This window comes from Erythrobacter sp. CCH5-A1 (assembly GCF_001557115.1).
Classification (GTDB): domain Bacteria; phylum Pseudomonadota; class Alphaproteobacteria; order Sphingomonadales; family Sphingomonadaceae; genus Erythrobacter.
In genome coordinates, this window is record NZ_LSKQ01000046.1 from 1 (window position 1) to 19,315 (window position 19,315).

Below are 19,315 nucleotides of genomic sequence, written 5' to 3' on the forward strand. Positions count from 1 at the left end.
GAGCGGCGCGGTGACGGCGCGGCTGGCGGCGGCGGGCCGCCTGTCGCTCACCAACTACCTGATGACGAGCGTGATCCTCTCCGCGATCTTCGCCAGCTGGGGCCTCGGCCTGTTCGGCGAGGTGACGCGCTGGCAGGCCTTCGCCTTGGGGCTGGTGCCGGTGGCGGCGATGCTGCTGTGGTCGCCTTTATGGCTGGCCAAAGTTGGACAGGGGCCGTTCGAGCGGCTGTGGCGGTGGCTTTCGCGGGGTCTTTCCTACACGCCTGAAAAGTGACAGCCTTGCGGGGATGGCCTGCTTCGCGACCCTTTCATGTCAGTCTTTCGGGGGCCGCGCGGGGGGCCACTTTTTCGCCCCTGGACAGTGTCTCATGTGTCTCCAACAGCCCGGGGGGGCGAGGGCGCTCAGCCGTGCTCTCCGTGGATCGGCGAGGGGCGGTCGAGCGCGAGTTCGGCGTCGGAGAAGGTGAAGGGGCTGCGCACCCCCGCCATCCCGCCCAGCTCGATGCGCATGCCCCGCGCGACGACCTGGGGATCGGCGAAGACCTCGTCCAAGCGGTTGATGGGGCCTGCGGGGACGCCCGCCGCGTGGCAGGCGTCGAGCAGGCCCTGCTTGGTCCAACTTGCCGTCGCAGCGGCGATCTCCGCGTCCAAGGCAGCGGCGTTGGCGGTGCGGTCGCCATTGGCGGCAAAGCGCGGGTCGGCGGCGAGGTGCTCCAGCCCCAGCACCGCCATCAGCTTGTGGAACAGCCCGTCATTGGCGGGCGCGAGGATCACGTGGCCGTCGCTCACCGCGAACACCCCGTATGGCGCGACCTGCGCGTGGGCATTGCCCATCCGCGGCGGGTTGTGGCCGGTGGTGAAGAAGTATGTCGCCTGGTTGGCGAGGAGGCCGACCGAGCAGTCGAGCAGGCTCATGTCGACCTGCTGGCCGCGCCCTGTCCGCGCGCGCATCAGCAGCGCGGCCTGCACGCCGTTCGCCGCCCAGACGCCGGTGGCAAGGTCGCTGATCGAGATGCCCATCTTGACCGGGTGGCCCTGCGGCTCGCCGGTCAGCGACATGAGGCCGCTCATCCCTTGCGCGACGAAGTCGTATCCCGCCTCGTGGGCGCGCGGGCCGGTCTGGCCGAAGCCGGTGATCGAGCAGTACACAAGGCCGGGATTGGCGGCAGAAAGCGAGGGGTAGTCGAGGCCGAACTTGGCGAGCGCGCCGGTCTTGAAGTTCTCGATCAGGACATCGGCGTCGGCGACAAGAGCCTTGACCCGGGCAAGGTCGTCGGGGTTGGCGAAGTCGGCGATGATCGAGCGCTTGCCGCGGTTGCAGGCGTGGTAATAGGCGGCCTCGCGGTGGACGGTGCCAGCAGCGTCTGTGCGCTCCACCCAGGGCGGGCCCCACAACCGGGTGCCGTCACCCTCGGGGCTCTCGACCTTGATGACGTCGGCGCCGAGGTCGGCGAGGATCTGGCCGCAGAACGGCCCGGCGAGCACGCGGGCCAGCTCGAGGACCTTGAGCCCGGCGAGCGGGGCGGCGGGGTTGCGGGGCTCGGCCAGCCACATGGCCTAGCGCTCCAGATGCTGGCGCAGGAAGCGGACCGCGTCGGCCAGCACCGGGCCCTTGCCGCGGAACGGGACCGAGAGCGCCATGACCACCTCCTCGTGGGTGAGCGGGCCGTAGTTGACGACCTCGGCCCGCGCGCCGAGGACCTTGAGCTTGGCGCCGAGGTTGTTGGCGTTCTTCGGGCGCACAGTCTCGTCGCCGTCCGAGGTGACGAGCAACAGCGGCGGGGCATCGGCGCGGGCGAAGGTGATCGGCTGGGTCTCGGCCGGGCGCGGCCACTGGCTGAAGGCGGCGATGGCGCGCTCGGAGGTGAAGGGGTGGAAGTCGTAGGGCCCGGAGAGGCCGACCGCCGCCTTGACCTTGGCAGGGTCGGCCCCCGCCGCCGTCAGCCGCTTGGCATCGAGCGCGAGCATCACCGCCTGATAGGCCCCCGCCGAGTGGCCCATGAAGGCGATCCGCTCGGGGTCGCCGCCGTGCCGGGCGATGTTGGCTTGGGTCCACGCCACCGCCTCGGCCCCGTCGTCGAGGAAAGCGGGGAAGCGGATGGTGGGCACCTTGCGGTAGTCGGGGATGACGACGAGGAAGCCCGCCTTGGCAAGCGCCCGTCCGGCGAAGGCGTAGGAGGTGCGGTCGCCCTTGGCCCAGCCGCCGCCGTACCAGAAGATGACGACCGGCAGCGGCGCCTTGCTCTGCTCGTTGGGTGCCCAGATGTCGAGGCTCTGCCCGTGGCTGCCGAAAGGAACGCCGGTCGCCGCGGGGTAGGAGCCCTCGCGTCCGCCCATCAACGCGTCGTAATGCGACAGCAGCCGCGGGGGCGAGGTGAAGGCGAGAACGCCGCCGATGGCCGCCGCCGCCAGCGCAAGGCCGCCGATCGCCAGCTTGCGCTTCATCAGCGGACGAAGTGCGCGGTGGTGCTCGCCGCGATGTCGGCCTCGGTGACGCCCGGCGCCATCTCGATCAGCCGGAACGGCTCGCCCTTGGCGGTGCGCTGGAAGACGGCGAGGTTGGTGATGACCATGTCGACCACCCCCGCGCCGGTCAGCGGCAGGGTGCATGCGGGGATGAACTTGGGCGTCCCGTCCTTCGCCGTGTGGTCCATCACCACGATGATCTTCTTAACCCCCGCGACAAGGTCCATCGCCCCGCCCATGCCCTTGATCATCTTGCCCGGGATCATCCAGTTGGCGATGTCGCCATCCTGGCTCACCTCCATCGCACCCAGCACGGTGAGATCGATATGTCCGCCGCGGATCATCGCGAAGCTGGTTGCAGAATCGAAATAGGCCGAGTGCGGCAGCTCGGAGATGGTCTGCTTGCCTGCATTGATGAGGTCCGGGTCGACCTCGTCGTCAAAGGGAAACGGCCCGATGCCGAGCATCCCGTTCTCGCTCTGGAGCGTCACCAGCATGCCTTCGGGGATGTGGTTCGCCACCAGCGTCGGGATGCCGATGCCGAGGTTCACGTAATAGCCATCCTTCAATTCGCGCGCGGCGCGGGCGGCCATCTGGTCGCGGGTCCAGCCGGTGGGAAGCGTGGTCATCTTGAAAAACCTTATCCTTACTGGCCCAACAGCGGTTCGATCAGGAACCAGCCGTCGCCGATCACCGTATCGAGCGCGGCGCCCGCTTCGGGGGTACGCAAATATTTGTAGCGCATGTCGAAATCGGGGCGTTCGTCCCCGGCAATGGCGACGATGCAGGTGATTGCGGCAAGGCTGGCGAGGCGCTGGGCCTTGGCATCGCCATCGTCGCGCTTCAGCGAAATGATGTCCTGCCCGCGGGGGTCGAGCCCCGACTGCTCGAGCGCGGTGCGAAGCGTGCCCGATTGCGTGGTCGAAAGCTCCGACATCCATGCGATCTCCACCCCCGCCTCGCGCAGCACCGCAAGGCCGAGCGCCAGGCCCGGGAGCTTTTCGGTGGTCGCCGGCGGCGCAAAGATGCCACCGGCCGGATCGAGATCGATCACCGCGACCAGCTGTTCGCCGACCGAACAGCGGCGGCGCTTGCCGTCAAGCGAGACCGCATCGCTGAGCATCGCGGAAGGCAGCTCGGCACCCTGCGCGGCCTGGCGGGCGGAGGACTGCGTATAGCGGACGAAGCGCGCGAAGCTGGCCTGGCCGGGCGTCAGCGGAAGATCGGGATCGGGATAGGCGGCCGCCGGTGGGGGGTTTTGCGCTGGTGCTGGCGGGATGGCGGGCGCAGGGGCGGGCAAGTCTGCCAGTGCCGGACGAGTCGCGAAGCCCGGGATCCTCTCCGGCAGGGAAAGCTCGGGCTGGGAAGGCGGATCGGATGCGTCCGATGCCGGGGCTACCGCAACGTCCGGCCCAGATTCGGGGACTGGGGCGGGAGCGGGAGTGGAAGCGGAGGCCTGCTCCGGGGCGGCTTCCTTCCCTTCCTTGTCCAGCACCCGCTTGCCGAGAATCGTCGTTCCCGCGATCGCCGGGATCACCGCTGCCACGCACCCCGAAAGCGCCGTTCCCGCCGCCAGCACCAGCAGCGCGGCAAGCCGCTTGCCCATCACGCCGTCTCCCTCTCGCGCACGGTCCGGAACTCGATCTTCTTGTCGTAGGGCGCGCCCATGACAATGCGGTTCACGAACACGCCCGCCAGATGGATCTGGTCGGGGTCGAGGCTGCCGGCGGGCACCACTTCCTCGACCTCGGCGACGCAGACCTTGCCGCAGGTCGCGGCGGGCAGGTTGAAATTGCGCGCGGTCTTGCGGAACACGAGGTTGCCGGTCTCGTCGGCCTTCCACGCCTTGACGATGGCAAGGTCGGCAAAGATCCCGTGTTCGAGGATGTAGGTCTGCATCACCCCGTCACGATCGGGGAAATCCTTGTGCTCCTTGCCCTTGGCGACTTCGGTGCCGACCCCGGTGCGGGTGTAGAAGCCGGGGATTCCGGCGCCGCCCGCGCGCATCCGTTCAGCCAGCGTGCCTTGCGGGCAGAACTCGACCTCGAGCTCTCCTGCGAGGTACTGCCGCTCGAACTCCTTGTTCTCGCCGACATAGGAGCTGATCATCTTCTTCACCTGCCGCGTGCGCAGCAGCTTGCCGATGCCCTCGTTGTCGATCCCGGCATTGTTGCTGGCGAAGGTGAGGCCCTTCACCCCCGAATCGCGGATCGCATCGAGCAGCCGCTCGGGCAGGCCGCACAGGCCGAAGCCGCCAGCAGCGATCAGCATGTCATCGCGCAGCACGCCGGCGAGCGCACTGGCGGCGTCGGGGTAGAGCTTGGTCATCGGATCAGGCTGCCTCTCGTGGTGTCGCGCAAGGGGTATCCCCGATGGCGGGATCGGAGGCGTGATTAGAGCGTTCCGGGGGCGCTGTCACGCCTTGCGAGTCGAAAAGCCGAATCACCTTTCATGTTGCGACGCAAAACGGTCACAATGGGTTTTTCTGCCCAATTTTTGAGCTTCTGCCGCGTGTTTGAGCAGCTATTTGCAAGTTTGCGCACAAATCTGCATCGGATTCGGCATTGGTTGCGTTCTTTGCAATCAAATACGCATCTTTCGCACTTGCACAATCGGTTCATCTGCGGCATTTGGAAGGTGCCTTTCAGGCATCCTCTCCCAAACTTTTCAAGCCCGGCTCTCGTAGCCGGGCTTTTTTCTTGCCCGGTTAGCGCTACCGACCGCGCAGCCCGGCGCAGCCCTCTCCGATTGCATTCGCTTGCGCCCGTTCCTAGCTTGGCGGTCAACCCGCTTGAACAGGAATGCCCATGGCCGACGCCGAAGCCGCAACCCCGATCCGCACCGTGCGCCTGCAGGTGGCGCCCGCGCGGCAGGAGGAATCCGGAGCCGGGATCGCCCGCATGCCGCGCTCGGCCTTCCAGAAGCTCGGCATCACCGAGGGCGACGTGGTCGAGATCCGCGGCAAGCGCACCACCGCCGCGATCGCCATGGCCGCCTACCCCGAGGATGACGCGCTCGATGTGGTGCGCCTCGACGGCCTCCAGCGCGCCAATGCGCAAGGGGGTTCGGGCGAGCATGTCGAGATCGCGCGTGGCGAATCGCGTCCTGCCACCCGCGTGGTCTTCGCCCCCGCCCAGCGCGAGATGCGCCTGCAGGGGCCGACCCAGGCGCTGAAGCGCAACTTCTTCCGCAGGCCCCTTGTGGCCGGAGACCTCGTCGCCACCACCGGTCAGCAGCCGGTCCAGAACATGCCCGCCGACGTGCGCCAGCTGCTGCGCGCGCCGGCCTATGCCCTGACCCAGATCCGCCTGACGGTCGCCTCGACCAGCCCCAAGGGCCTCGTCCACATCGACGAGAACACCGAGGTCGAGCTGCGCGCCGAGTTCGAGGACCCGCGCGATGGCCGCGCCGTGGTCAATTACGACGATGTCGGCGGGATGGAAGAAACCATCCGGGCCTTGCGCGAAATGGTGGAACTGCCGCTGCGCTACCCCGAACTGTTTATCCGCCTCGGCGTCGAGCCGCCCAAGGGCGTGCTGCTGCACGGCCCCCCGGGCACCGGCAAGACCCGCCTCGCGCAGGCGGTGGCGAATGAATCCGACGCCGAATTCTTCATCATCAACGGGCCTGAGATCATGGGCTCGGGCTATGGCGAATCCGAAAAGCGCCTGCGCGAGGTGTTCGAGGAGGCGACCCGTGCGTCCCCTGCGATCATCTTCATCGACGAGATCGATTCGATCGCCCCCAAGCGCACCCAGGTGCCGGGCGAGGCGGAAAAGCGCCTTGTCGCCCAGCTGCTCACCCTGATGGACGGGCTGGAGAAGCGCGCCAACCTCGTGGTGATCGCCGCCACGAACCGGCCCGATGCGATCGACGAGGCGCTGCGCCGTCCGGGCCGCTTCGACCGCGAGATCGTGATCGGCGTCCCCGACCAGCGCGGGCGGCGCGAGATTCTCGGCATCCATACCCGCGGCATGCCGATGGGCGAGGGCCTCGACCTCGACGAGCTCGCGCGCGTGACCCACGGCTTTGTCGGCGCGGACATAGCCGCGCTCGCCCGCGAGGCCGCGATCGAGGCGGTGCGCCGCATCATGCCGCGCCTCGACCTCGACGAGCGCACGATCCCGCAGGACGTGCTCGACGACCTCTATGTCTGCCGCGACGATTTCCTCAGCGCGTTGAAGCGCGTGCAGCCGAGCGCGATGCGCGAGGTGATGGTGCAGGTGCCGAACGTGGGCTGGGATGACATCGGCGGCGCGGGAGAGTCGGTCGAGAAGCTCAAGGAAGGCATCGAACTTCCCTTGAAAAACCCGGACGCCTTCCGCCGATTGGGCATTCGTCCGGCCAAGGGCTTTTTGCTTTATGGCCCGCCCGGCACCGGCAAGACCCTGCTCGCGAAAGCCGTCGCCAAGGAAGCCGAGGCGAACTTCATTTCCATGAAATCCAGTGACTTGCTCTCCAAGTGGTATGGCGAGAGCGAGCAGCAGATCGCCCGCCTCTTCGCCCGCGCCCGCGCGGTTGCGCCTTGCGTGGTGTTCATCGACGAGATCGATTCGCTGGTGCCCGCGCGCGGCTCCGGCCAGGGCGAGCCGCAGGTAACGGGCCGGGTGGTCAACACCATCCTCGCCGAGATGGACGGGCTCGAGGAGCTGCAATCGGTGGTCGTGATCGGCGCCACCAACCGCCCGACACTGGTCGACCCCGCGCTGCTGCGGCCGGGGCGCTTCGACGAGCTGGTCTATGTCGGCACCCCCGACAAGGCGGGCCGCGAGCATATCCTCGGCATTCATACGGCGAAGATGCCGCTCGCCGACGATGTTGATCTGGCGAGCCTCGCGGCCGAGACCGAGCGCTTTACCGGCGCCGACCTCGAAGACCTCGTCCGCCGCGCCGGCCTCGCCGCGCTGCGCCGCGTGGGGGGCGAGGTCACCGCGGTCGAGGGGCGCGATTTCGACGCGGCGCTCAAGGATTCGCGCGCCACGGTGACGCCCGAGATGGAGGACGAATACCTCAAGATGCGCGGCGAGCTGAAAAAGCGCGCGGCGGCGGTTCAGCCGATCGGGTTCTTCTCGCCCGAAATGCTCAAGCCGACGCGGGAGAAGAAGCACGATTGATGTTTGCGGAATGTTCCACGTGAAACATTCGCGGGCGACGCGGTTTAGTGCGCCGCGTCCCAGCTGAGCCCCGTACCGATCTCGACCCCGAGCGGCACGGTCAGTTCGACCGCAGGCAAAGCCGCCTCGGCCATCACCTGCCGGATGATCGGGGTGGCGGCCTCGACGCGGGCTTCGGGCAGTTCGAAGACCAGTTCGTCGTGCACCTGCAAGAGCATCCGCACATCGTGCAGCCCCGCTTCGGCCAGCGCAGGCAGCATCCGCGCCATCGCGCGCTTGATGATGTCGGCGCTGGTGCCCTGGATCGGCGCGTTGATCGCGGCGCGCTCCGACCCCTGCCGCTCGGCCTGGTTCTTGGAATTGATCCGCGGGAACCACGTCTTGCGGCCGAACAGCGTCTCGGAATAGCCGCGCGCGCGGACGGTCTCGAGTGTTTCGTGGATATAGCGCTGGATGCCCGGGAAGCGCTGGAAATAGGTGTCGATCATCGCCTGCGCCTCTTCCGGCGGCACCTCCAGACGCGCGGCGAGGCCCCAGCGTGAAATCCCGTAAAGTATTGCGAAGTTGATGGTTTTTGCTCTGCCGCGGCTGTCGCGGGTGACCTCGCCGAACATTTCCTGCGCGGTGCGGGCGTGGATGTCCTCTCCGGCAGCGAAGGCGGCCTTGAGCGCGGGCACATCGGCCATGTGCGCGGCAAGCCGCAGCTCAATCTGCGAATAGTCCGCCGCGAGCAGCACGTTGCCCTCTTCCGGCACGAAGGCCTCGCGGATCTGCCGACCGATCGCGGTGCGGATCGGGATGTTCTGCAAGTTCGGATCGGTCGAGGACAGCCGCCCGGTCTGCGCGCCCACGAGGCTGTAGCTGGTGTGGACCCGGCCCGTATCCGGGTTGATCGCCGCCTGCAGCGCATCGGTATAAGTCGACTTCAATTTGGCGAGCTGCCGCCATTCCAGCACCAGCCGCGCAATCGGCGCGCCCTCCGCCGCCAGCTTCTCCAGCACCGAAACATCGGTCGAATATTGCCCGGTCTTGCCCTTCTTCCCGCCCTTGTAGCCCAGCTTGTCGAACAGGATTTCGCCCAGCTGCTTGGGGCTGCCGACGGTGAACTCCTGCCCGGCGACCGCGTGGATCTCGCCTTCCAGCCGCGCGATTTCGTGCGAGAATTCCTCCGACAGCTTTGCGAGCCGCGCGCGGTCGACCCTGATGCCTTCGCGCTCCATGCCGGCGACCACGGCGATCAGCGGGCGGTCGACGCGTTCGTAGACCTTGCTCCCGCCCTCGATGGCGAGGCGCGGCTTCAGATGCGCATGGAGCCGCCAAGTGATGTCGGCGTCCTCGGCGGCGTAGGCGGTGGCGCGGTCCAAGGGCACTTCGGCGAAGCTGATCGCCTTTTTGCCGGTGCCGCACAGGTCCTTGAACGGGATCGGGGTGTGGCCGAGGTGGCGCTGCGAGAGCTCGTCCATCCCGTGGCCGCCCCCCATCCCGTCCTCGCCGCGGCCCGCGTCGAGATCGAAGCTGATCACCATCGTGTCGTCGATGGGGGCGACCATGATGCCCTGCCGCGCCAGCACGTTGAGGTCATACTTGCCGTTCTGGAATATCTTGAGGACCGCCTCGTCCTCGAGCAGCGGCTTCAACAGCGCAATGGCCTCGGCGAGCGGCACCTGCTCGGGCTTCTGCGCGAACATGTCGCTGCCGCCGTGGCCCAAGGGGATGTAGCAGGCGTCGTTCGGCCCCAAGGCAAGGCTCACCCCGACCAGATCGGCACGGATCGCATCGAGCGAGGTCGTCTCGGTATCGACCGCCACGGCCTGCGCAGCGCGGGCGCGGGCGACCCATGCGGCGAGGCGCTCCAATGTCTGCACCGTCTCGTAAGCGGCGTGATCGACCGGGGGCATCTCGGGGAGCGGCTGGCGGTTGCCTTCCCCCGGCGTGGGGGCAGCGGCGCTGGCGGTGGTCGGCTTGGGCGGGTTGAGCTGCACCGAGGGCGACGGACTCCCCGCCCCCGCATCGAGCCGACGCAGCAGCGAGGTGAAACCGTGCTGCGTCAGGAAGGCGGCGAGCGGCGCGGGCGGGACCGGGCCGAGCACCATCTCGTCCAAGGGCTGCGGGAGATCGCAATCCTCCTTCAGCGTCACGAGGATCTTCGACAGCTCGGCATCGCCGCGCCCCTCGATCAGCCGGTCGCGCAGCTTGGAGGGCTTCATCGAAGGGGCGCTGTCCAGCGCCGCCGTGAGCGAGCCGTGCTCGGCGATCAGCTTGCTCGCCGTCTTGGGGCCGATGCCGAAAATGCCCGGCACGTTGTCGACCGAATCGCCCATCAGCGCGAGCACGTCGCCCACCAGCTCGGGCCCGACGCCGAATTTCTCCTCGACCTCGGGAAGCCAGATGCGCTGGTTCTTCATCGTGTCGAGCATGTCGATGCGCGCCCCGTCACGTTCGCCGATCAGCTGCATCAGGTCCTTGTCGGACGAGACGATGGTGACGTCCCACCCGCGTTCCTGCGCGCGGCGGGCATAGGTGGCGATGAGGTCGTCGGCCTCCAGCCCCTCGACCTCGATGCAGGGCAGGCTGAAGGCGCGGGTGGCGTCGCGGATCAGCGGGAACTGCGGCTTCAGGTCCTCGGGCGGTTCCGGGCGGTTGGCCTTGTAGTGCTCGTAGATGTCGTTGCGGAAGCTCTCCCCGCTCGCATCGAGGATCACCGCAAGGTGCGTCGGGCCATCCGCTGCATCGAGATCGGCGGCGAGCTTCCACAGCATCGTGGTGTAGCCATAGACCGCGCCCACCGGCGTCCCTTCCGGGTTCGTCAGCGGTGGCAGGCGGTGATAGGCCCGGAAGATGTAGGACGACCCGTCGACGAGATAGAGGTGCTGCTTTTCGGCCATGCCGGACTGCTAGCACCCGGCGCCGCGCGCGGGTAGGGGTTTGGCGCGGGGCTGCTTGCGGTGAAACGTCCGCAGAATGTGGCGAGATTGCGGCGAAAGCGCCTTGTGCGGCGGCCCCGCGCAGCCTAGATTCGTCGGCGAACCGGATCACCGGTCGGCGCGTCCTAGGAGGGGGCGCGTGTCATTCGCAGGACAAAGGACCACACGCCATGCGCAAGATCATCCTCGCCGCCGCCGTCGCCACCGCCGCGCTCGGCCTTTCGGCTTGCGGCAGCAACACCGAGACCGAGACCGACGAAACGGTCGAAGCGATGAACGCCGACGCCGAAGCCAATCTCGACAGCGCCGGTGAAGCGATCGAAGGCGTCGCCACCCAGAGCGCCGAAGACGTCTCGGCCGCCGCCAAGGAAGCCGCCGACACGGCCGAGAAGACCACCGACGAAGTGGGCGACGATGCGCTCAGCGTGGTCGACCAGGCCGAGGAAGCCGGCGCCGAGTAAGCGCTTCCCCTCGGGCAGAAACAAGAAGGGCGGCTGCCGAAAGGCGCCGCCCTTTTTGCTGTCCGTCAGGCCGGGGGTGCCTCAGCCCCCGGTGGCGTAAGGCGCGCTCGCCCAGTTGCGGGTGGGGTTCTGCTGCGCGCGCACCGCGAAGCCATCGTAGAGCGCGCGGGCGATCGCCGCGATCCGCTCCTCGCGCGCGGCCTTGCCGCCCTGCCCGGTGACGTAGATCGCCACCGCGATCACCCGGCCATCGGGGCATTCGATCAGGCCGATGTCGCTCGAGGTGTTGCTGAGCGAGCCGGTCTTGTGGCTGACCCGCGCTTCGAGCGGGATGTTGGCCGGGATGCGGCGCTTGCCGGTGACAGTGCGGCTCATCGCGCCCAAGATCACCTGGCGGCTCTGATCGGAGAGATATTCGCCGCGATAGAGCCCGGCGAGCAGGCGCGTCATCGCGCGCGGGGTGGCGGCATCGCGGCTGTCGATGTGGGTGGCGGGGTTGTACTCGCCATCGTCGCGCACCAGCGTGGCGATGTCCCGGTTGATCGAGAAGGGCGCGATGCCCTTCCTCGCCATGAAGGCGTTGACCGCCTGGGGCCCGCCGACCGCGGCAAGCAGCGCGTCGGTCGCCGGGTTGGACGAGCGGGTGATCATGATCTCGATCAGGTCGATCGCGGGCATGTACTGCCCTGCGCGCACCGGCGCCTTGGCGCTGGAGAACTTCGCCGAGGCGACCGGCATCATCAGCGGGAATTCGCTGGTGAGGGTATAGCGCCCCTGTTCGACCATTTCCATGTATGTCGCCGCGATCGCGACCTTGCTGGTCGAGGCCATCGGGAACAGCTGGTCGCCCAGCACCATCACTTCCTCGCCCGTGGCGAGGTCGACCGCGGCGACGCCGATGCGGCCCAGTGCCGGGTTGGCGAGCTCGGCGATGCGCTGCTCGAAGGTCGAGGCGTAGACCGCATCGAAGCTCTGCGGATTGCGCGCCTGGGTGCCGAAGGTGCTGTCGAAGGTCGCCGCAAGGTCATCGGGGTTCGCCGCCGCCGGGCTGGCGAGCGCCGCAAAGGAGGCCACAAGGCCGGTCAAAGCGGCGAGAAAACGGGGGCGTGCCATGGGGGCTAGACTACTCCGACAGGGTTTAGGCGGGCTTAACGTCATACTTATCCACGTGTGATTCGCCGCGGCAAGGCCTCGTTTCGGCGCGTGCGGCGAACGGTGCGCGGGCAGCGATGGAGATGCGCAGGCGCGCCGGCGGGGCTGCAAGGCGTTGCTCGACAGGGATAGGAAGTTCGTCGAATCCGATCTTGCCGGCCCTCCGATGGTCTTGACTGCGCGCGCCGGCAGGGCAGTCTGGCGGTCAACGAAATCAAGGGGACTATTCCATGACCGACACCGCCACCGCCTGCGCCGCGCGCGCCGGCCTTGCCGCCCTGCTGCTCTCCGCCTCGGGCCTCGCCTATGCGCAAGCTGTGCCCATCGTGAAGCCGGGCGCGCCGGGGCAGGCCTCGAAGACGCTTTCGGCCGAAGAGGCGACCAAGCTCGCACAGGCGAGCTACACCGCCGAGGACGTGGCGTTCATGCAGCACATGATCGTCCACCACGGCCAGGCAGTCGAGATGGCGAAGCTGGTCAAGGACCGCACCAACACCGAAGAGCTCAAGACCATCGCGGGCCGCATCGAATCCTCGCAGGCCGACGAGATCACCTTCATGCAGACCTGGCTCAAGGAGCGCGGCGAGCCGCTGGAAGACCCGATGATGAAGGGCCATGGCGCGCACATGCACCACATGATGCAGGGCATGGCCTCGCCCGAGGCGCTGAAGGCGCTGGCCGCGGCCAAGGGGACCGAGTTCGACAAGCAGTTCCTGACGCTGATGATCGCGCATCATGATGGCGCGCTGAAGATGGTCGAGGAACTGCTCAAGGAAGACGGCACCGCCGCCGATCCGGTGCTGTTCCAGTTCGTGGGCGACATCGAGAGCGAGCAGAAGGCCGAGATCGGCAAGATGGACAAGCTGCTCGCCAGCCTCTCGAGCGATCCGCGTTCCGGACTTGCGGCGGGCTTCGACAATGCGGGAGAGGCGATCAAGGGGCTGGTGAAGGTCACGACGCTCGGCAAGCCGGCGGGCTTCTTCAACCCCGAAAACCCGGCCGACCTGCGCCCGCCGGTGCCGCCCAAGAAGAGCAAGGACGAGAAGAAGGACGAAGCGGCCAAACCGGCTGAACCCGCGCCCGCCGTTGCCGCTGCTGCGCCCGCCGCCGGCGCAGCCCCGGCCGCCGCCGGGACCCCGCCGCGCGAGGAGGAGGACAGCCTCACCGAATTCGCCGAGCGCTCCCCGCTGCTCGATTTCGCCAATACCGACATGGCCTTCTTCGGCGATGTCATGGTGGCGGGCTCCTACCACGGCTTCAACATCTACAAGTTGGGCGCTGACGGTGTGCCGACCCTCAAGAGCAGCGTCGTGTGCCCCGGCGGGCAGGGTGACGTTTCGGTGGTGGGCAATCTCCTCGTGATGAGCGTCGAGCAGACCCGCGGCCGGCTCGATTGCGGGCTCGAAGGCGCGCCGGGCAAGATCAACGAGGAGCGGTTCCGCGGCCTCAGGATCTTCGACATCTCCGACCATGCCGCCCCGCGTCAGGTCGGCGCGGTGCAGACCTGCCGGGGGAGCCACACGCACTCGATCGTCAGCGCCGATCCCACGCGGCTCATCATCTACAATTCGGGCACGGCGGGCATCCGCGACGAGAAGGAACTGGCGGGCTGCATCGGCGGCACCCCGGGCGACACGCGCACCGCGCTGTTCTCGATCGACGTGATCGAGGTGCCCGTGGCGGACCCCTCCAAGGCGCGCATCGTCAAGTCCCCGCGCGTCTTCGCCGACGAGACCACGGGCGAAATCGCCGGGCTGTGGAAAGGCGGCGACCATGGCGACGGCACCCAGAGCACCAGCCGCACCGACCAGTGCCACGACATCACCGTCTTCCCCGCGCTGAAGATCGCGGCGGGGGCATGCTCGGGTAACGGCATCATCTTCGACATTTCGGACCCGCTCAATCCCAAGCGGATGGACGTCGTCACCGACACCGGGTTCGCCTACTGGCACTCGGCGACCTTCAACAATGACGGCACCAAGGTGATCTTCACCGACGAATGGGGCGGCGGCGGGCGGCCGCGCTGCAAGGCGTCCGACCCCAAGACCTGGGGCGCCAACGCGATCTACGACATCGTGGGTGGCAAGCTCGTCTTCCGCGCCCACTACAAGATGCCCGCGCCGCAGAGCGACAAGGAGAACTGCGTCGCGCACAACGGCTCGATCATCCCGATTCCGGGCCGCGATCTGTTCGCGCAGGCGTGGTATCAGGGCGGCCTTTCGGTGATGGATTTCACCGACAGCGCCAACCCCAAGGAAGTCGCGTACTTCGACCGCGGGCCGATCGACGCCAAGCAGATGGTGCTGGGCGGGTACTGGTCGGTCTACTGGTACCGCGGCCACATCTACGGCACCGAGATCAGCCGCGGGATCGACGTCTTCACTCTCAAGCCGAGCGAATTCATCACCAAGGCCGAAATCGCCGCGGCCGAGAGCGCGAAGTACGAGGACAACCGTTTCAACCCCCAGACCCAGACCCGCGTGACGTGGGACGAGAAGGCGATCAAGGCAGCGGCGGCGAGCCGGAAGCTGAAGTAAGCGCGGTTCAACTCTGCAAAGCGGACAAAGCGGACACCCTGTCCGCTTTGCGGAGCGCGTTTTTATTCGGTATATTCATGATCTTGATCCGCCGATCACCAAGCGGACGGACAGGGGAGCGGCATGCCTTTATGCCGATTGCGACCCTCAGGCCGCCTGCATCACGATGGGAAAGAGCCAGCCACAAAGCTGGCACATTCCGCCCGAGTAGGAAAATGCCTCGCGCGCTGCACGACTGAGCGGCAGATTGGCAGGCCTTCTGACGGATAGCTGCCGCTCCGTTATCGACCCCGGAGCGGACAAGCAGGGTCCTCGACATATCGGCTCGCGTTGGTAGAACCTCACCATGTCATCAGCGCGACCGACGTCACCGAAATGTCTCTTCGTCGCTTGGGTATTGGCTTGGGCGACAGCGGTCTATCTACCGAGCTTTATGATTGCGCTGCTGTCGCTCTCACCGCTCGCATCCGGCGGGCACCTTTTGCTGGACACCTTCGAAGTCGCAGACGAGGTTTCGCCTGCAGCGAAGCTGACCTATGCGATCCTCTTCGGCGCCCTTGTGATGTCGTCGCGCGCGTCCGGGGCGGGACGTGGGCTGTCAATCAATTCTCTGATCGGTATGGTCAGCATTGCGCTGGTTGTGGCGCTGCTTCCTGAATACTTGTCGCGTGGTTTCGGCATCGGCCTGAACGGAATAAGGTTCGACCCGCTCCCGACTGCCATTTATCTGATCGGCGGTTTCGCCAGCGGTGTCGTTTTCTCGCTCTCGGAAGCAAAATGCTTGTCGCGCAGCCATGCATCCGCACTTCAGCAATCATCAGGTGATTGACTGCGGCGGCAACTCCCCACCCACTAGCCGTCATTCGCGCTCGCTTCGCCGATGCCCGAATGCAGACGCGCCTACCCCTCCGCCGCCTGCTTCTTCTCCATGAACGGCCGCAGCGGGAAGAGCCATTGCTCCTTGATCGACAACCGCTTGCGATCATCCTGCCCGACGATCGCGCTCTCGCCGTCCCTGTAGGTGCCGAACACGCGGTCCCAGAAGATCACGCTGTTGCCGTAGTTGCAGCGCGTGTCCTCGTAGCTGGTCGCGGTGTGGTGGAGCGAGTGGTTGCGGATCGTGGTGAAGAAGTAGCCGTACCAGATCGGCGGGTTGGCGCTGACATTGGCGTGGGCATAGGTCGCGATCACGCCGCCTGCGGTTATGCTGGCGAACAGGGCATTGAGGTCCACGTCGAGCAGCGCGGTGATGCCAATGCTGATGAGGAACAGCTCCACCGGGTTGCCGACGAAGCCCTTGGCCGCGTTCAACTGGGTGATGTGGTGATGCGGCGCGTGGGTCAGCCACAGCGGCGTCCAGTTGTGCATCGCGCGGTGCATCCAGTACTGGCCCAGCTCGAACAGGAACAGGAGGATCAGCGTCTGCACCAGGAAGGGCAGCTCGGCGAGCCACGGCGTGGCGATGCCGAGGCTCTCCTTGAGCGCCGCCAACGGCGAGTGGATCAGCGCATCGGTGGCAAAGCCGATCGCGGTGTAGCTAAGGGCCACATAGAAATAGTCGGTCGCCAGCTCGCGCCCGTTGATGCGCCAGCCCTCGTGGCGTTCGAACACCAGCTCGAGCAGTTGCACGAATACCAGCACTCCGAGGCCGACGGCCAGCAGCGACCACGGCGCCTCGACCCATGCGGCGGGCGCGAGGCCCCAGAAGGCAATCACCACCGCGAGCGTGGCAGGCGGCAGCAGGTTGATGAGCGACTGTTTCACCGGATCGTCCCCTGTTCGATTCCGAGGCTTTAGAGCACTTTCCGACCAATGCGGGTTACCCTGATCGCCTCAGGAAGCCCGCTGGACAGGAGTGGCGCGCAGCAGGGGCTGGTTGCCCCTGCAAGCGCCGCGACGCAGCCAGCGGGCTTCCTGAGGCGACCCCGCAGGGGCGGGCCGATTTTGGCCCAGCGCGGCGTCTCTCGTCGCTCACTATGCTTCAGCATGGCTCGCTCCTCGTTCCTTGCACTGAACCAAAATCGGCTCCGTCAGGGTGACCCGCATTGGTCGGAAAGTGCACTAAGGCCGCATCCCCGCCCGCGAGAATACGCCATTATGCGCAGAGCGCCAAGGGATGTGCGCCCTGCTTCGAAGTCCTGTGACCCGCGGGCAACGTCCCCGAACCGTCATTGGACTTTCGCTTTCTTGCCATCGGTTCGCAAATGAAACGCAACATGGTGCGCCTAGGCGCCAGCCCCGCAACCATAAAAAGGGGCAAGAAACATGAAGTCTTCCGCACTGCGCACCGCGTTCCTCTCCGGCACCGCGCTGCTCGTCCTCGCCATTCCCGCCCACGCCTTCGCGGCCGAGGCCGAGGCTGAAACGCTCGCTGCCGACACGGTCGAAGACACCGCGGCAGAGGGCGAAGAGATCGTCGTCTACGGCAAGGGCGAAGTGCGCCAGGTGACCGAGATCGGCGCCGCCGACATCCAGCTCACCACAGCCGGCTCCAGCCCCTTCATCGCCCTGCGCAAGCTGCCCGGCGTCAACTTCCAGTCGGCCGACCCCTTCGGCACCTATGAATGGTCGACCCGCATCACCCTGCGCGGCTTCAACCAGAACCAGCTGGGCTTCACCCTCGACGGCGTTCCGCTGGGCGACATGAGCTACGGCAACACCAACGGCCTGCACATCAGCCGCGCGATCATCGCCGACAATATCGGCCAGACCCGCGTGAGCCAGGGCGCCGGCGCGCTCGGCACCGCCTCGACCTCGAACCTGGGCGGCACGATCGAATTCTTCAGCCGCGATCCGCAGGACGAGCTGAACATCGCCGGCAACCTCACCTATGGCGACAGCAACACCTTCCGCGCCTACGGCACGCTCGACACCGGCGATCTGGGCGGGTTCAAGGCCTATATCAGCGGCGCTTATATCGATGCCGACAAGTGGAAGGGCTTCGGCAGCCAGCGTTCGACCCAGATCAACGCCAAGCTCGTCGCCGACCTGTCCCCGAGCACCACCTTCACCGCCTTCGTGAACTATTCCGACCGCAAGGAAAGCGACTATCAGGACCTCAGCCTCGAGATGATCAACCGTCTCGGGTATGACTGGGACAACATCTCGAACGACTGGCCGCTCGCTGTGCGGCTTGCCTTCATCGGCGCCAACCGCGGCGATACCGGCGTGGTGGTCGGCCCCAACACCTTCGGCACCACCTACCCCGCCCCGATCACTTCGATCGACGACGCCTATTACGACGCCGCCGGCCTGCGCCGCGACTGGCTCGCCAGCGGGCGGATCGCGCAGCAGTTCGGCGATGCGGTGACCGGCGGCCTGCAGGTCTACTACCACACCAACAAGGGCCAGGGTTCGTGGATCACGCCCTACCGCGCCAGCCCCGGCGGCCTGCCGCTGAGCTTCCGCACCACCGAATACAGCATCGAGCGCATCGGCGTGCTCGGCGACCTGAAGGGCGAGTTCGGCGCGCACACCTTCAGCCTCAACCTGTGGTACGAGAACAACGACTTCGAACAGGCCCGCCGCTTCTACACCATGGGCACCAGCCAGACCGTGCCGGGCGCCAGCGCGCTCGATTACCAGTCGAACCCGTTCTTCACCCAGTGGAACAATGCCTACAACACCCGCACCTTCCAGTACGCGGTGCAGGACGAGTGGGCCGTGACCGACGCGCTGACCGTCACCGCGGGGGTCAAGGGCCAGTCGGTCAAGCTCGAGGCGACCGCTATCAACCCCAACCCGAGCCCGCTTGCTGTCGGCGAGATCAAGTCGGAAGACTTCTTCCTGCCGCAAGTCGGCGTGCTCTACACCTTCGGGGGCGGCAACGAAGTCTTCGCGAGCTTCACCCAGAACCAGCGCGCCTTCACCGCGGCGGCGACCACCGGCCCGTTCGCGACCTCGGCCGCGGGCTTTGCCGCGCTGCGTGACCGGATCGAGCCGGAAAAGACCAACACCTACGAAGTCGGCTTCCGCTTCGGCGAAGGCCAGCTTTCGGGCGTGATCGCGGCCTATCTCGTCAACTTCTCGAACCGCCTGCTCGCCGTGCCGCAGGGCCCGGGCATCGTCGGCAACGCCGCGCTGCTCTCGAACGTGGGCGACGTTCGCTCGATCGGTGCGGAAATCGGGTTGCAGTGGCAGCCGGTCGCCGATTTCACCGTGACCGGCTCCTACGCCTACAACGAGAACACCTACCGCAACGACATCGTCAACCAGGCGGGCGTCGTGGTCCAGGCGATCGACGGCCGCACCGTGGTCGACAGCCCGGAGAGCATCGCCAACCTCGAACTGGCCTATGACGACGGCATGTTCTACGCCCGCGCCAACGCCAACTACACCTCGGAGCGGTTCTTCACCTACTCGAACGACCGCTCGGTCGAGGGGCGCGTGCTGGTCGACGCGCTGATCGGGGTGCGCCTCAACAGCGACAACAAGTTCCTCGACGGTCTCGCCATCGAGGGCACGGTGACCAACCTGTTCGACGAGGACTATGTCGGTACGATCGGCTCGAACGGCTTCGGCTTCTCGGGCGACAACCAGACCCTGCTCGCGGGCGCGCCGCAGCAATTCTTCGTGACGCTGCGCAAGGACTTCTGATGGGGGCCTGACACCTCATCGCCTTTTGGGGGGTCGGCGGGCGGAAGCTTGCCGGCCCCTTTTTT

The 19,315-nt window shown here is 66.9% G+C and carries 14 protein-coding genes; 6 read left to right on the forward strand and 8 right to left on the reverse strand.

Going from position 1 to position 19,315, the window contains the following annotated elements; all coding sequences use genetic code 11:
* Positions 1 to 274 (forward strand): DUF418 domain-containing protein (locus tag AX708_RS02190; RefSeq protein ID WP_156454515.1); only part of this gene is annotated, 274 nt, incomplete at its 5' end.
* 128 nt (positions 275 to 402) lie between these two features.
* On the opposite strand, the gene AX708_RS02195 is transcribed toward AX708_RS02190, so the two are convergent.
* From AX708_RS02195 to AX708_RS02215, 5 genes are read right to left on the reverse strand one after another with little or no spacing between them, the layout of a single operon-like run.
* The gene (locus tag AX708_RS02195; protein ID WP_066529229.1) at positions 403 to 1,554 is read right to left on the reverse strand and encodes a CaiB/BaiF CoA-transferase family protein; all 1,152 of its coding nucleotides are present in this window, start codon (positions 1,552 to 1,554) and stop codon (positions 403 to 405) included.
* 3 nt (positions 1,555 to 1,557) lie between these two features.
* Positions 1,558 to 2,445, reverse strand: coding sequence for an alpha/beta hydrolase (locus AX708_RS02200; RefSeq protein WP_066529232.1), 888 nt, complete (start codon positions 2,443 to 2,445; stop codon positions 1,558 to 1,560).
* The gene (locus AX708_RS02205) at positions 2,445 to 3,095 is read right to left on the reverse strand and encodes a CoA transferase subunit B (RefSeq protein ID WP_066529235.1); all 651 of its coding nucleotides are present in this window, start codon (positions 3,093 to 3,095) and stop codon (positions 2,445 to 2,447) included. The genes AX708_RS02200 and AX708_RS02205 overlap by 1 nt, the downstream gene beginning before the upstream one ends.
* A 17-nt stretch (positions 3,096 to 3,112) precedes the next feature.
* Positions 3,113 to 4,072, reverse strand: a complete 960-nt coding sequence (locus AX708_RS02210) for a hypothetical protein (RefSeq protein WP_067489444.1) — start codon at positions 4,070 to 4,072, stop codon at positions 3,113 to 3,115.
* Positions 4,072 to 4,794, reverse strand: a complete 723-nt coding sequence (locus AX708_RS02215; protein ID WP_066532127.1) for a CoA transferase subunit A — start codon at positions 4,792 to 4,794, stop codon at positions 4,072 to 4,074. Before AX708_RS02215 ends, AX708_RS02210 begins: the two co-directional genes overlap by 1 nt.
* A 479-nt stretch (positions 4,795 to 5,273) precedes the next feature.
* On the opposite strand from AX708_RS02215, the gene AX708_RS02220 reads away from it, so the two are divergent.
* Positions 5,274 to 7,580: a CDC48 family AAA ATPase gene (locus AX708_RS02220; RefSeq protein ID WP_066532125.1), complete on the forward strand. Its 2,307-nt coding sequence runs from the start codon at positions 5,274 to 5,276 to the stop codon at positions 7,578 to 7,580.
* A gap of 44 nt (positions 7,581 to 7,624) precedes the next feature.
* On the opposite strand, the gene polA is transcribed toward AX708_RS02220, so the two are convergent.
* Positions 7,625 to 10,465, reverse strand: coding sequence for a DNA polymerase I (polA, locus tag AX708_RS02225; protein ID WP_066532124.1), 2,841 nt, complete (start codon positions 10,463 to 10,465; stop codon positions 7,625 to 7,627).
* Between the two features lie 209 nt (positions 10,466 to 10,674).
* Between polA and AX708_RS02230 the strand changes: the two genes are divergently transcribed.
* Positions 10,675 to 10,965 carry a hypothetical protein gene (locus AX708_RS02230; RefSeq protein ID WP_066532123.1) on the forward strand — a complete coding sequence of 97 codons (291 nt, stop codon included), beginning with the start codon at positions 10,675 to 10,677 and terminating at the stop codon, positions 10,963 to 10,965.
* A gap of 81 nt (positions 10,966 to 11,046) precedes the next feature.
* Here AX708_RS02230 and AX708_RS02235 read toward each other — a convergent pair whose 3' ends face one another.
* The gene (locus tag AX708_RS02235; RefSeq protein WP_066532121.1) at positions 11,047 to 12,078 is read right to left on the reverse strand and encodes a serine hydrolase; all 1,032 of its coding nucleotides are present in this window, start codon (positions 12,076 to 12,078) and stop codon (positions 11,047 to 11,049) included.
* 269 nt (positions 12,079 to 12,347) lie between these two features.
* Between AX708_RS02235 and AX708_RS02240 the strand changes: the two genes are divergently transcribed.
* Complete coding sequence (locus tag AX708_RS02240) at positions 12,348 to 14,654, forward strand: DUF305 domain-containing protein (protein ID WP_066532120.1); 2,307 nt, start codon at positions 12,348 to 12,350, stop codon at positions 14,652 to 14,654.
* Between the two features lie 433 nt (positions 14,655 to 15,087).
* On the forward strand, positions 15,088 to 15,483 hold the full coding sequence (locus AX708_RS02245) for a hypothetical protein (RefSeq protein ID WP_066532118.1): 396 nt from the start codon (positions 15,088 to 15,090) through the stop codon (positions 15,481 to 15,483).
* A 71-nt stretch (positions 15,484 to 15,554) separates the two neighbouring features.
* Here the strand turns inward: AX708_RS02245 and AX708_RS02250 are convergent, their stop codons facing one another.
* A complete protein-coding gene (locus AX708_RS02250; protein WP_066532116.1) occupies positions 15,555 to 16,418 on the reverse strand; it encodes a sterol desaturase family protein in 864 nt (287 codons plus the stop codon).
* Positions 16,419 to 16,919: 501 nt separating this feature from the next.
* Here AX708_RS02250 and AX708_RS02255 point away from each other — a divergent pair.
* Complete coding sequence (locus tag AX708_RS02255) at positions 16,920 to 19,250, forward strand: TonB-dependent receptor (RefSeq protein WP_066532114.1); 2,331 nt, start codon at positions 16,920 to 16,922, stop codon at positions 19,248 to 19,250.
* Positions 19,251 to 19,315: the final 65 nt, after the last annotated feature.